The 13,745-nt window shown below is 46.3% G+C and carries 11 protein-coding genes; 6 read left to right on the top strand and 5 right to left on the bottom strand.

What is annotated here, in order from left to right:
- Positions 1–438: 438 nt before the first annotated feature.
- Positions 439–1,263 (top strand): MBL fold metallo-hydrolase, encoded by an 825-nt coding sequence (locus tag F7D47_RS00210; protein WP_153086399.1) that lies wholly within the window; start codon positions 439–441, stop codon positions 1,261–1,263.
- 180 nt (positions 1,264–1,443) lie between these two features.
- Here the strand turns inward: F7D47_RS00210 and cydB are convergent, their stop codons facing one another.
- The 3 genes from cydB to F7D47_RS00195 all read right to left on the bottom strand — a co-directional run bounded on the left by cydB (position 1,444) and on the right by F7D47_RS00195 (position 4,511).
- Complete coding sequence (gene cydB / locus F7D47_RS00205; RefSeq protein ID WP_153086398.1) at positions 1,444–2,580, bottom strand: cytochrome d ubiquinol oxidase subunit II; 1,137 nt, start codon at positions 2,578–2,580, stop codon at positions 1,444–1,446.
- Between the two features lie 53 nt (positions 2,581–2,633).
- Entirely contained in the window at positions 2,634–4,169 is a 1,536-nt protein-coding gene (locus tag F7D47_RS00200; protein WP_153086483.1) for a cytochrome ubiquinol oxidase subunit I, read from the bottom strand.
- Between the two features lie 81 nt (positions 4,170–4,250).
- Positions 4,251–4,511, bottom strand: a complete 261-nt coding sequence (locus F7D47_RS00195) for a DUF4492 domain-containing protein (protein WP_228113432.1) — start codon at positions 4,509–4,511, stop codon at positions 4,251–4,253.
- A 296-nt stretch (positions 4,512–4,807) separates the two neighbouring features.
- Between F7D47_RS00195 and F7D47_RS00190 the strand changes: the two genes are divergently transcribed.
- Entirely contained in the window at positions 4,808–5,176 is a 369-nt protein-coding gene (locus tag F7D47_RS00190) for an MmcQ/YjbR family DNA-binding protein (protein ID WP_153086481.1), read from the top strand.
- A 3-nt stretch (positions 5,177–5,179) separates the two neighbouring features.
- Here F7D47_RS00190 and F7D47_RS00185 read toward each other — a convergent pair whose 3' ends face one another.
- On the bottom strand, positions 5,180–5,629 hold the full coding sequence (locus F7D47_RS00185; RefSeq protein ID WP_153086397.1) for a cupin domain-containing protein: 450 nt from the start codon (positions 5,627–5,629) through the stop codon (positions 5,180–5,182).
- 351 nt (positions 5,630–5,980) lie between these two features.
- Here F7D47_RS00185 and F7D47_RS00180 point away from each other — a divergent pair, with 351 nt between their 5' ends.
- Both F7D47_RS00180 and F7D47_RS00175 read left to right on the top strand, forming a co-directional pair.
- Positions 5,981–6,349, top strand: coding sequence for a winged helix-turn-helix transcriptional regulator (locus F7D47_RS00180; protein WP_022121690.1), 369 nt, complete (start codon positions 5,981–5,983; stop codon positions 6,347–6,349).
- 169 nt (positions 6,350–6,518) lie between these two features.
- Positions 6,519–8,309, top strand: coding sequence for a 1-deoxy-D-xylulose-5-phosphate synthase (locus F7D47_RS00175; RefSeq protein WP_153086396.1), 1,791 nt, complete (start codon positions 6,519–6,521; stop codon positions 8,307–8,309).
- 122 nt (positions 8,310–8,431) lie between these two features.
- Here F7D47_RS00175 and F7D47_RS00170 read toward each other — a convergent pair whose 3' ends face one another.
- Positions 8,432–9,004, bottom strand: coding sequence for a hypothetical protein (locus tag F7D47_RS00170; RefSeq protein ID WP_153086395.1), 573 nt, complete (start codon positions 9,002–9,004; stop codon positions 8,432–8,434).
- Positions 9,005–9,364: 360 nt separating this feature from the next.
- On the opposite strand from F7D47_RS00170, the gene F7D47_RS00165 reads away from it, so the two are divergent.
- Together F7D47_RS00165 and F7D47_RS00160 are read left to right on the top strand one after the other, a co-directional pair.
- Positions 9,365–10,438, top strand: a complete 1,074-nt coding sequence (locus tag F7D47_RS00165; protein ID WP_153086394.1) for a metallophosphoesterase — start codon at positions 9,365–9,367, stop codon at positions 10,436–10,438.
- Between the two features lie 76 nt (positions 10,439–10,514).
- On the top strand, positions 10,515–13,340 hold the full coding sequence (locus tag F7D47_RS00160; protein WP_153086393.1) for a TonB-dependent receptor: 2,826 nt from the start codon (positions 10,515–10,517) through the stop codon (positions 13,338–13,340).
- The last annotated feature ends 405 nt before the right edge of the window (positions 13,341–13,745 follow it).

The following is a 13,745-nucleotide window of genomic DNA, read 5'->3' as shown; positions in this document are numbered from 1 at the left end:
TTATGGTCTCGCTTCCTATATATATTATATATAACTAATTAATAATCAGTAAGTTATAAAGACTTAAGAAGCGGGTTTGAAGTTGGATTGTGACATTTTTCCTAACTGAGACTGAGATTTGAGACTGTTTTGAAGAGGAAATGAGGGTAGGGATGAGCCTGTTTCCTGCCTCCCCGAAGTCCCCATTTCCTCTAGAAGGCCTCGACTCCGTTTTATCAGTTTTTACCCCTGCCGCTGAATGATTTCCTATCTTTGCTGCGTGTTTGAAAAATAACCTTTTCTTATGCCTTTGCAGAGTACCCGGCAAGCATGGACCTACCTTTTATGCCGCAAAGTTAAGATTATTATTTGGAATAAGCAAAGATTTTGGGGCTTTTTCTTGGTGGTTTATCAGAAAATGAGTAGTTTTGCGGGCGTGAATCAAATAGATAACGAATAATGGATAAGACAACGACTCAAATTACGATGCTCGGAACGGGAAATGCTACGGTTTCCCAGATTTATAATACTTGTTTTCTGCTCCAGACTCCCGGCTCCCTGATGCTGGTGGATGCGGGCGGAGGAAACGGAATACTGGCGCAGCTGAAGAAGGTGAATGTTCAGATTTCTGATATTCATCACCTCTTCGTTACCCATGCGCATACCGACCATGTGTTGGGTGTGATCTGGGTAATCCGAATGGTGGCACAATGTAAGGGTTACGAGGGATTGCTCCATGTGTATGGAAACGATAAGGTGATGAAGGTGATCAAGACCATCATCGACATGATTCTTGCCAAGAAGCAACTGGCTAAGGTGGCTGAAAGGGTGGTGTTCCATCAGTTGGAAGATGGCGATTGTTTCGAGGTGGGGGATATGAAGCTGGAATGCTTTGATATTCAGTCTACTAAGGAAAAACAGTTCGGATTCCGAGCTGAGCTGCCTTCTTCTGATGAATCGGGTAAGCCTTTGGTCTTGGCGTGCCTGGGCGATGAACCTTATAACGAGCAGAACCGACGCTACATAGTGGGGGCTGACTGGATGATGTGTGAGGCGTTTTGTCTCTATGCCGACCGCGATACGTTCAAGCCTTATGAGAAATGCCACAGTACGGCGCTTGATGCTGGAAAACTGGCGGAGGAACTGGGCGTGAAGAATCTTATCCTGTATCATACGGAGGAGAAGACACTCGCTAATCGTAAAGAAAATTATACCCGTGAAGCTGCCGAGAACTTCAAGGGTAGAATCTTCGTTCCGGATGATTTGGAGGTGATAGAGCTGTAGTTTTTTTATCCCACAGATTTCACAGATTTACACAGATTTTTGACCTGTACGGTCGGGGATTTCACAGATTTTTTTGTTTGGATATTTGGGGAATTTTCCTCCCGATTATGACAAGAATGAATCTGTGTAAATCTGTAGTATCTGTGGGACTTTTGAAGTGGCTCACTTTTTCAGTCTTTTTTAATACGCTTCTCCCTGCTCTATTTCTTCCTGCGTAATGCGCTTGCGGTCGATGGCGCGCCAGGCAAAGACGATGTAGGCGAGCACGAACGGGATGAGGAGGGAAACTATCGCCATGGTGCGGAGCGTGAACTCGCTGCTGCAACTGTTGGCGAGAGTGAGCGAACTCTGAAGGTCGATGTTGGATGGATAGTAGGCGGTATTGTTCCAGCCGGCTATCAGCAGCAGAACCAACACGGTAAGCACGGTTCCGATGCCCGTAAACCAGATTCCCTTTCTATACTGCACGCTCCTCGATGACTTGAAAATGCCGAAAAGAACGAGTACTACACCTATTAATAATATTACAAGCAAGATTGGCATCTCCAGAAGATTGTGAAGATACTTCATACTCTCAATCGTAATGCCGGAAGAAGAAGTGCTGAATCCATCCTTTATCATTAATCTGATGAGGAATGGCAGGAAGAACAATAGGAAGAGCAGGGCATTCCATGGCAACTGGCGGGTGCAGCGCTCCTGAATCTGCTGGTGCTCGATGTTGTTCTTGATGTAGAGCATGCCCAGAATGCGGGCTAGCATCAGTACGGCAAGTCCCAGCACCACATTCCATGGGTCGAGCAGGGCATCAAGACCATGACTGGCGTTTGCCCAGCGGCTGATGACGGGTTGCAGACTGTTGGTAATATTGCCCTTGTCTATCAGAAAATTGCTGCCGTTGAAGAAGGTGGCTACGGCGCCGCCAAGGAGCAGAGGACCTACGATGCCGTTGATAATGAGGCAAATCTGAAAGGTTTTCGGTCCAAGAAAATTACCTATCTTGTTCTGGAATTCATAGCTCACGGCTTGAATCACAAACGAGAACAGGATGATCATCCACAGCCAGTAGGCTCCGCCGAAACTGGTGCTGTAGAACAGCGGGAACGAGGCGAAGAAGGCTCCACCGAAGGTGACGAGCGTGGTGAAGGTGAACTCCCATTTTCGTCCCGTAGAGTTGATGATGAGGCGACGCTCTTCTTCCGTTTTTCCCAAACAGAATATCAAGGTGTTGGCTCCCTGTACAAACATGAGAAACACCAGCAGGGCTCCTAATAATGATACGAGGAACCACCAGTATGATTGCAAAAATTCGTATGTCATAATGCTAATGTCATAAAGTTAATTCATTATCTTAAGTTTATCATCTTAAGTTTTTATTCGTATTCAGGTCCTTTCTTGATCTGCTTCACCAGGATGCTGATTTCCACGGCAAGCATGGTGGTGAAGAGTGCCAGGAAGATGAAGAAGGTGGTGGCCACGCTGCCTGCCTCGATGTCAGAGATGGCGGCACTTACTGGCAGCAGGTCTTGGATGGTCCAAGGCTGGCGACCGATTTCTGCTACTATCCAGCCCGATTCTGAGGCGATGTAAGCCAGCGGAATCATGATGATGGCGGAAATGAGGAACCATCGGTATTGGGCGATTTCCTTCTTATAGACCAGGAATAGGCTGAGGGCGAAGAAGAGGATGAGCAGGCTGCCTACTCCCACCATCAGGCGGAAGGCGTAGAAGCAGATCGGGATGCTCGGTACCAGTTCCTTGGCGTCCTTGATGTAACCATATCCGAAGTATTTCATGTTCTCCTTTAAGATAGGGAGCTGGTCTTTCGCCTTCGTTTCGCGATAGGTTTTCAGGGCAACAATCGCCTTCTTGCCCCGGGCTATCTTTTCCTGCACGGATGGTTCCCGGGTGCCATCCTCGTGGGTGTAACCCTTGATAATATCGTTCACGCCAGGCACGTAGCCATCGGCTGTGCGGGTAGCTAAGAACGAGAGCATGTTAGGGATGGCGATGCGCATGGCTGGCTCTTGCTCGTTCTCATAATCGGGCTGCTGGAAGGGGTGAACGGCTGCTATCGCCGTGAGGCTTTCGCCGTTTCCACCATTATATAATGCTTCCATCGCAGCCAGTTTCATCGGCTGCACTTGTGCCACCCGATAGGCGGAATTGTCGCCGGTCATCGCAGCCAGCAGGGTGGCGATGAGTCCTACTCCGGCACCCATCTTGATGCTCGCCTTCGCCAGCTGGGCTTCTCTCTTTTTCAGGAGATACCAGCAACTTACGGCTACCACGAAGGTGGCGCCGATGATCCAGGAGGAAGTAACGGTATGGGTGAACTTGTTGATGGCGAATGGCGAGAGTGCCACATCCATAAACGAAGTCATCTCGAAGCGCATGGTGTCGGGATTAAATTCCTGCCCTACTGGATATTGCATCCAGGCGTTGGCTACGAGAATCCACCAGGCTGAAATGGTGGCGCCAAGTCCCGTGAGCCAGGTAGAGGCAAGGTGGAAGCCCCGGCTCACCTTATCCCAGCCGAAGAACATCACGGCCACGAAGGTGCTCTCCATGAAGAATGCCAGGATGCCTTCGATGGCTAGGGGAGCGCCGAATACGTCGCCCACGAACCAGGAGTAGTTGCTCCAGTTGGTGCCGAATTCAAATTCCAGGATGATGCCTGTGGCAACGCCCATGGCGAAGTTGACGCCAAAGAGTTTTTGCCAGAAACGGGTTACGTGCTTCCAGAACGGCTTGTTGGTGCGGTAGTAGCATGTTTCGGCGATGCCCATGATTACTGCCAGTCCCAGGGTGAGCGGCACGAACAGCCAATGGTAGATGGCCGTGAGTGCGAATTGCGCCCTCGACCAGTCGATGGTGGCTGATGTAATGTCTAACAATAGATTTGTCATCATAGTTGAATGGTTTTAAAATTGTTATTATATAATGTTTTTGTATTTCTTTCGATGTGAAGGTTGCGGGGATTCTGAGTCTTATCTGCTCAGAATTTCCTTGGAAACGAAGCCAGCCTTGTCTCCGTTCTTGGCATTCGTATTGATAAAATCTGGAAAGAAAAAGAGCTTGAGCACCAGGAAGATGATGGCAAGCTTGATGAGGATGACAGCCCAGAGCGTCTTGCCCAGGGTCATCGTCCTGAAACCATCGTAATAGAGATGGAAAATCCGGGACAGCAGTCCTTGCTTCATCGGTTTTACATCCGTTTTCATCAGGTTTTTATCCTTTTTCTTCTGCATAAGCACTCCTTCTTAAAAAAATCTGCTGCAAATCTACAATAAAATTATGTAACTACCAAATATTTTGTTGAAAAAGTTACAAAAAGATTATTTTTAGGTATCCCATAAGGGAGTTATTTTAAAGTTTTTCTTTTTTTTTTATGGAATAAGTCTTGCCGTTTCATCAGAATTCATTATCTTTGCAGAAAAAATGCTGCACTCGGCAATTTGAAAGCAAGCTTTCATTGCGCTCGTTTGCAATTTCTTTGTCCCCTAAAACATAGAAACATTTTAATCAGAAATAATCAGTAGAAATGATGAATATAGAATCAGTTAGAGAGTATTGCCTCTCGCTTCCCCTCGTAACCGAGGCTTTTCCTTTTGATGAGCGGACTTTGGTATTTCGCATTTTGGGCAAGATCTTTGCCTGTGTTGACCTGGAGCGCCCCGAGTGGGTTACGATGAAATGTAATGCCGATTACGCCCTCGAACTCCGGGAAGTGTATCCCGAAATAGAAGGCGCATGGCATTGGAATAAGAAATACTGGAATCAGGTAAACCTTTATGGCACGTTGGAAGATGATTTCATCCAGGCCCTGATTCGCCACAGTTATTCCGAAGTAGTGAAGAAGCTCAAGAAACAGGAAAAGCTTGAGCATCCTGAAATCATGGAGGTGGTGGAGTAGTTTCTACCACTCCACCTTATCGTTGAGATTCACGCCGTCGGTTGCATCTTCGGCTGTAAAGGTTTCGGCCTTATACTGCACGCAGATCATCACGAGTGGTTCTGTACCGTTGTTGCGAACAGAGCGCTTGCCGGCTGGTGCTACTCTCACCACGCTTCCCTCCTGAATAGGGAATACCTTGCCATCCACCTGGAACTCGCCCTTGCCGCTGAGGAAGAAATACAGTTCCTCGTGGTTCTTGTGGGTGTGGAGGAATCCTGTCTCTGTGCCAGGAGCAAAGCTTTGGAATGAGAACTCACCACCAGTAGCGTTCACGCTCTGACCTCCGAATACCTTTCCGGGAATCTTAATCTCAGGACCCATCTCTAAGGTGTAATCCTTGATTTCACTCATCTTGCCAAAATCTGTGGCTGTGAAGTTTTCAGCCTTTGCAATAATCTTTGTTTCTTTCATCTTGTCTGTTATTTTTAAATGTTTATATTTCTCTTTTTCTTTTTTCTTTCACTTTATGTTATTTCTTTTTGTGAATTTGTGAATACTTCTGTTTTCAGCTTTCATTTCTGAATTGCGCTGCAAAGATACAGCGAAAAACTGGTTCCTGCAAGAGGGCACTTGGGGGTAAGATGGTTACTGGGAGGTAACTGTTGCGTGGGAATGGGAGAAAGAAAAATGAAGCGTTAACTTAGATTAACTTGGTATGTTTGGTATCTTTTCGGATATTAGTTACTTTTGTAGCCTATTGCAGAATATTGTAGAGTTTTGCAGAATATTATAGATTATTGTAGAATATAAAGAAGATAGATTATGGGAAGAATGATAAAAGAAATGGTAGTGCAGGACTGTCCCATCCGTAACGTCCTGGCGCGCGTTTGCGACAAGTGGTCGCTACTGGTAATCTACACCCTGAAATATCATCAGGATGGCCCCCTCCGGTTTAATGCCCTGCGTAAGCTGATTCCGGATATTTCGCAGAAAATGCTTACCAGCACGTTAAAATCGTTGGAGGCTGATGGCTACGTTACCCGCAAGGCTTATGCCGAAGTGCCGCCAAGAGTGGAGTATTCTCTCACACCCCGTGCTGAAACCCTTATTCCTATTATGGATCATCTGATAGAATGGGCGCTGGATAACATGGCTGTGATACTGAAGGATAGGGATAAGGCAGCAGGCTGATTTCCAAGATGAGATTTCCTGAATAATATTCCAAGATGAGTTTTTCTGAAGAATATTCCAAGATGAGATTTCCGGAAAATCATTCATTTTTTCTGTAGTTGGGGTAATGCGTGTTTTCGCGAATCTTCGTATCTTTGCACCCAGAAATCATAATTAAAACTATAAGAAAATGTATATTGAGAAAATAAAGTCGCCAGCCGACTTGAAGAAGCTGGATTTGAAGGAGTTGCAGGTGGTGGCTGATGAAACCAGACAGGCTGTGCTGAACCGTGTAAGCAAGCATGGCGGTCATGTGGGACCAAACCTCGGATTCGTGGAGGCTACCGTGGCGCTTCACTACGTTTTTGATGCGCCAAAGGATAAGCTCGTGTTTGACGTAAGCCACCAATGCTATCCGCATAAGGTGCTTACCGGACGAGCTGCGGGATTTCTTGGCGATGTGGACGACATGAATGCCATTTCGGGCTATTCTTCTCCTGCCGAATGTCCGGAGTATGATAACTTCGAGGTGGGGCATACTTCCACTTCCGTGAGTCTTGCCACCGGTTTGCAGAAGGCGCGCGACATCAAGGGAACCGATGAGAACATCATCGCCATTATCGGCGACGGCTCCCTTTCGGGCGGCGAGGCTTTCGAGGGACTGGACGAGGCTTCGGAACTCGGTACGGGCATCATCATCGTGGTGAACGACAACGAAATGTCTATCGCCGAAAATCATGGCGGAATCTACAAGAACCTGCGTGCCTTGCGCCAGAGCAACGGCACCTGCGAGCACAACTGGTTCAAGGCGTGGGGCTTTGAATACAAGTACCTGGAAGAGGGTAACGACATCGAAAAACTTATCCAGGTTTTCGAGAGCGTGAAGGATACGGATAAGCCTACCGTGGTTCACATTCACACAGAGAAAGGTCATGGATTTGCGCCAGCCGTAGCCAATAAGGAGGCTTGGCATTGGGGATTGCCTTTCAATCTGGAAGACGGTTCGCGACCAAGAAGGAATGCCGATGGAACCCTCCCGGAGGTTGCTCCAACAGAGGATTACGGCACTTTATTCTCCGACTGGATGCTGGGCGAGATGAAGCAGGATAAGACCCTCATCGCCGTAACTGCCGGTACTCCTACCGCAGGCGGCTTTACTGCCGATAAGCGCCAACTGGCTGGCAAGCAGCACATCGATATGGGAATCGCCGAAGAGCAGGCGGTGGCCATGATTTCGGGAATGGCGAAGGGTGGATTGCATCCGGTTTGGACCGTTTACAGCACCTTTATCCAACGTACCTACGACCAGATTGCGCAAGACCTCTGCATCAATTCCAATCCAGCCGTAATCAACGTGGTAGGAGGCGGAGTGAACTCGATGAACGACATCACCCACATCTGCCTTTTCGATATTCCGATGCTCTGCAGCATTCCGGGGCTCATCTATCTGGCTCCAACCACCTGCGAGGAGTATTTCGCCATGCTCCGTTGGAGCATTCTGCAGGATAAGAAACCTATCGCCATCCGCGTGCCAAGCAATGGCGTGGTTCATACGTCAGAAGCCGTTGATGCTGAATATGGTTACGAGGCAAAGTACAAGGTGATGCATCAGGGCGAGAAGGTGGCAGTCATCGCCGCCGGTTCGTTCTATCAGAAGGGCGAAAATGTAGTCCGCCTGTTGGCTGATAAGGGTATCGATGCAACGCTCATCAACCCACGTTATCTGAACGAGGTGGATGCCGAGACGCTGGATAGCCTGAAGGCAAACCATCAGTTGGTGGTAACTCTGGAGGATGGCTCGAAGGATGGCGGATTCGGAGAGCGTATCGCCTCTTACTATGGCACTTCAGAAATGAAGGTGATGGTGGGCGGCATCAGGAAGGGTCTCTACGACAGATACGATGTGAAGCAGTTGCTTTCGGATAATCGCCTGCTTGATGAGCAGATTGTGGAAGACGTTTTGTTAGTGATTAATGATTAATTATTAATGATTAGTTAGTCAGCATAGTTAGTTTTTATTTACCGAGAAATCCAAGCCGGAGAATCATCTCTAGCTTGGATTTCTTCTGTTTTATCATCTTTGTCTTAATCCCGGTCATTATCTCAATCATCATCATCATCGTCATCATCATCATCATCCCAATCTCTATCGTGCTTCCACTTCTTCTTGTCGTGCTTCCACTTCTTGTCGTGCTTGTGATGCTTGTGATGCTTGCACGGCTTTCCTGGTCCATAAGTTACATGGGTTCCGCCTGGCCATCCTGGTCTTCCGTAGCTGCACTCAGGGCGAGGGCGGCGCTTGTCGTGTCCCCAGTTATGCTTTGGATACTTGGTATAAATATGGTGAACATACACATGATTCTGCCAGCCGATAGGGCGATAGAAATAGTAAGAGTTCTTGAATCTCTTCCATTGTCTGGCGGTCATCATGCGCTTGAGCTGCTTGTTGCGGTATTGCCAGCCGTAGGCATCGATGTCGCGATAGCTGCGGATGCCATTGAGATAATTGAGATTGATGTTCAGGATGCTGTTGCGCTGGGCGCTGCTCAATCCCAGTTCCACCACCATCTTATCTGTGATAAAACGGGCTTCTGCCTGAATATTTGTCAGTCTCTGAGCATTCATAGATGTAATCATCATCCATACTGCTACCAATGTCATAATAATTCTTTTCATAACTGTCTTCTCTTTAAAGGGTTATTACTGCATTTATTTATTTCTGGTGCAAAGAAAGTGCAAACGAGCACAATGAAAGCTTGCTTTCAAATTGTCGAGTGCAGCCTTTCTTCTAACGTAGTGCAAAGATAGGGAGAATAGCTGAAAACAACAAGGGAAAAACTATAATCTGATGTATGATTTTCCCTAAAAGAATCGGGAAAACTCCTGTAACAAAATTGTAGTATCTTTTATCTGCTAATTCAAATCCTTGTAACCTCATTGACACATAATACCCCTACCTTTGCACCCGAAATTTAACAGGTATTACCTCGAAAGGGGAAATCTTTAATAAAAGTATTATAGTCAGATAAAGAAAAAATGGAAAAGAAAGTATCGGGTAAGCATAGCAGCATGAATGGCTTTGCTATGATGAAAGGTAGAGTAGCAACTGTAGTTTTGGCTTCGGCTTTATTGTTGGGTGGAGGCTTGACTGCACAGGCTCAAAACGCAGCATTAACAACCTGTTCTCAGAGTGCAGCAACCGCTATTCCGCAGAATCCAAACTGGAAGGCGAATGCTGCCGAATGGCAGAAACTGAAGGGCGAAATCACCCTCTACATGACCAATGACATGGGCCGAAACGGCTACTACGACCAGAAGCCTATCGCCGAACTGATGGGCGAGATGGCTGGCACGGTAGATCCTGAATGCGTACTTGCCGTAGGCGACATCCACCATTTCAATGGCGTGACTTCTACACAGGATCCTCTGTGGCTTACCAATTACGAATATGTTTATTCTCATCCCGACCTGATGCTCGACTGGTTCCCGGTTTGTGGAAACCATGAGTATCGTGGTAATACTCAGGCTTTTATGGACTATGGCAAGGTGAGCCGCCGCTGGATGATGTCAGCCAAATATTACACCAAGGTGTTCGACCACAAGGGAACCACCATCCGTGTCATCTTCCTCGACACCACACCTCTTATCGATTCTTACCGCAAGAATTCAAAAATCTATCCTGATGCCTGCAAGCAGGATGCTGAGGCTCAGCTTTCATGGCTCGACGAAACCCTGAAGAATGCCAAGGAAGACTGGGTCATCGTGGTAGGCCATCATCCTATCTATGCCTACACCACGAAGAAGGAGAATGAGCGCCTCGACATGCAGAAGCGCCTTCTTCCTATCCTCCATAAATATAATAATGTGGCGATTTATGCCTGCGGCCACATCCACAACTTCCAGCATATCCAGAAGAAGGGCGACAACATCGACTACGTAGTCAATTCCTCTTCATCTCTGGCTCGTCCTGTGAAGCCTATCGATGGCACCGTGTTCTGCAGTCCAGCCGATGGTTTCTCTGTATTTACAGCAGATAAGAAGCAGCTCAGAATGTCGATGATTGACAAGGATGGAAAAATCATCCACACGGTTTTAAAGGTAAAAAAGTAAAAAGGTAAAAAAGTAAAATAGCTTTTAAAGGGTAAAAGTGAAGAATTCGGTAATTATATAATAGAGAAATAATTTTATGAATCCAAGTAGAGTATTATTTTCGGCTTTGTTGATGGTTGCTGCTACAAGTGCATCTTTAGCAGCTACCGAACCGGAAAACAACGCCATGTTGGGTGGAGTTATTAGTGGACGTATTGTTGACGGCGACCATCAGGCTCTGCCAGGTGCAACCATTTTGGTAGAAGATTTGCATACAGGAGTAACAAGCGATGTGAATGGTTTTTATGCTTTGCCTAACATGAAACCGGGCACTTATAAGGTAAAGGTTTCTTATGTGGGTTATTCACCTAAGACTTACATGATTAAACTTGTTGGTAAAAATGTAGAACGAAACATCACGCTTTCCGAGGGAAATGAACTTCGTGAGGTGGTGGTTGAGGGTGCTTTCTACGGTCAGCGCAAGGCTCTTCAGATGCAAAAGGAAAATATGGGTGTTACCAATGTGGTAAGTGCCGACCAGGTAGGCAAGTTCCCGGATTCTAATATTGGTGATGCGTTGAAGCGTATCAATGGTATTAATGTGCAGTATGATCAGGGCGAGGCGCGCTTCGGACAGGTTCGAGGAACTTCTGCCGATCTTACTTCTGTTACTGTGAATGGTAACAGAATGCCTTCTGCCGAGGGTGATACGCGTAATGTACAGCTCGACCTGATTCCTGCCGACATGATTCAGACCATCGAGGTGAACAAGGTGGTAACATCTGATATGGATGGCGATGCAATAGGTGGTGAAATCAATCTTGTAACCAAGAATACGCCTAGCCATCGGGTGCTGAACTTCAATGTTGGTTCGGGTTATACCTGGATTAGCGGCAAGCCACAATGGGATTTGGCTGCTACCTGGGGCGACCGTTTCTTCCACAACCGGTTGGGTATCATGGCTTCTGCCTCTTATCAGTATGCTCCAGGTGGTTCTGATAATACAGAATTCGAATATGAGGAGAATGATGATAAGGATTTGGAACTGAAGGAAACTCAGGTTCGTCAATACTACGTTACCCGCGAACGCCAGAGCTATTCTTTAGCCATGGATTATAAATTCAGTCCGCTTCACCGTATCTCGTTCAAGGGAATCTATAATCGCCGTAGCGACTGGGAAAACCGTTATCGCATCAGCTATAAGAAACTGAACAGCAAGGCGTCAAAGCAAAGCGTTGTGTTCCAGACTAAAGCTGGTTCATCAGATAACAAGAATGCCCGTCTGGAATTGCAGCAGACGATGGATTATACGCTTGATGGTGAGCACATGTTTGGCGGTCTGAAGATGGATTGGGCTGTTAGTTATTCCCGTGCTACAGAAGAACGTCCAAACGAACGCTATGCATCTTATAAATATAAGTATGGCAAGAAGGAAACTGATTTTATCGACTTCGGCGATGGCTTTAAGGATGTAGGCGACAAGCAGCCTTATTATTCAGCATCACTCCCTTCGCTTGATGACAGCCATTGGGTGCTCGATGAATTGAACAATTCTAATCAGGATATTGCAGAGAATGAGTGGAAGGGAAGACTCAACTTTACCTTGCCTCTGGCTCATGGATTTTATGGAAACACCTTGAAGTTTGGTGCCAAATATACAAGCAAGGATAAAACCCGTACCACTTCATTCTTCGATTATGATGCAGAGGAAGTTTTGGGCGAAGACTGGCGCAAGCAGACTACGCTTCTGGTACGCGACGGCTTCATGCCTGGTAGCCAATATCCAGCCCAGTCTCCTTTCATCTCAATAAAGACATTGGGAAAAATTGATTTCAGCAAGTTTGAAGGAGAAGAGAACTTTGAAGAAGAGGCTGGCAACTATAAAATTCGCGAGCAGATTACAGCAGGTTATCTCCGTTTCGACCAGAAAATTGGCAAAAAACTTTCTGCCACTCTCGGCTTGCGCGTAGAGCGTACTGACCTGAAAACCAGCGGATATAATGTAGACATTCCGGAGGATGGTGATGCCACAATGGTCCCTACGGGTGATTTCAAGAATCATTATACCGATTTGCTTCCAAGTTTCCTCCTCAAGTACAAATATTCAGACGATGGCAGTCTTCGTGCCTCTGTTACCAAGACCATCTCTCGTCCTAAATATTCTGCGCTCATCGCTAACAAGACCTTCAATATCGCAGACGAAGAGGCTACTATCGGCGATCCAAAAACCAAGCCAGCTGAGGCTATCAATATCGACCTCTCAGCCGATCATTATTTCAAGAGTGTAGGTCTGGTGAGTCTGGGTCTCTTCTATAAGGACATCAAGAATGTGAATGTAGAGTGGGCTTCTAACAAATATCTCGGCAGCGACCTCGGATTGGCCGGTGAAAATGCAGATAAGAACTTTGCGGTTACACAGAACATTAATGCTTATGATGCACGTGTCTATGGTGTAGAGGCAGCTTACCAGCGCGACTTCGGCTTTATAGCTCCTGCGCTTAAGTGTCTGGGATTCTATGGAAACTATACTTATACTCATAGCACTACACGCAATTTTAATGAGCGTCTGGGCATTAAGGATGGAGATGATGTAAAGGTGGCAGGCTCTCCAGAGCATACAGCCAACGCTTCACTCTTCTACGAAAAGAGTGGCTTGAGTCTTCGCTTGTCATACAACTTTGCTTCATCATTCATCGATCAGATGAGTACAAGTAGAGCACTTGACCGTTATTATGATCATGTGAACTATCTGGATGTAAACGCCAGCTATACATGGGGCAAGAAGCAGAAATTTACAGTATATGCCAACGCCAATAATCTGCTTAACCAGCCTTTGCGTTATTATCAGGGAGAGCAAAAGCGTACGATGCAGGTGGAGTATTATGGTGTGAAAGTAAATGCCGGAATCAAGGTTAACTTGTAGTTTTCAAAGTTCAAACTTCAGTAAGTTAAATATAAAGAGAAAGCGTGCAGGCGACAGATGTTGCTTGTACGCTTTTCTTTTCTTTCTCCTTTCTATCTTCTTCCTATCTCCTTTCTATCTTCTTCCTATCTCCTTTCTTTCTCCTTCCTGCATTAATTTTGTGTTAATCTCGGGAAAAGTCTTGGTTGATTATAGGATAAAATGTTCTTTAACCCTATTGAAATCTCCGTTCATAGACGTTGAACCGCGGTTCAGCGTCTTTGAACGGCGGTTCAACGTCTTTGAACGGACATTCAACGTCTATGAACGGAGATTTTATCTAAGTATAAATGTTTCTTTTCTTAGTTGAAAGAACAGTTTTAGTAGGGTAAATTCCTTGTTTTACCTCTCTTTTTGTTCTAATTC

Source organism: Segatella copri (assembly GCF_009494835.1).
In the GTDB taxonomy this organism is placed as follows: domain Bacteria; phylum Bacteroidota; class Bacteroidia; order Bacteroidales; family Bacteroidaceae; genus Prevotella; species Prevotella copri_F.
This window is presented reverse-complemented; position numbering and strand designations above follow the sequence as displayed.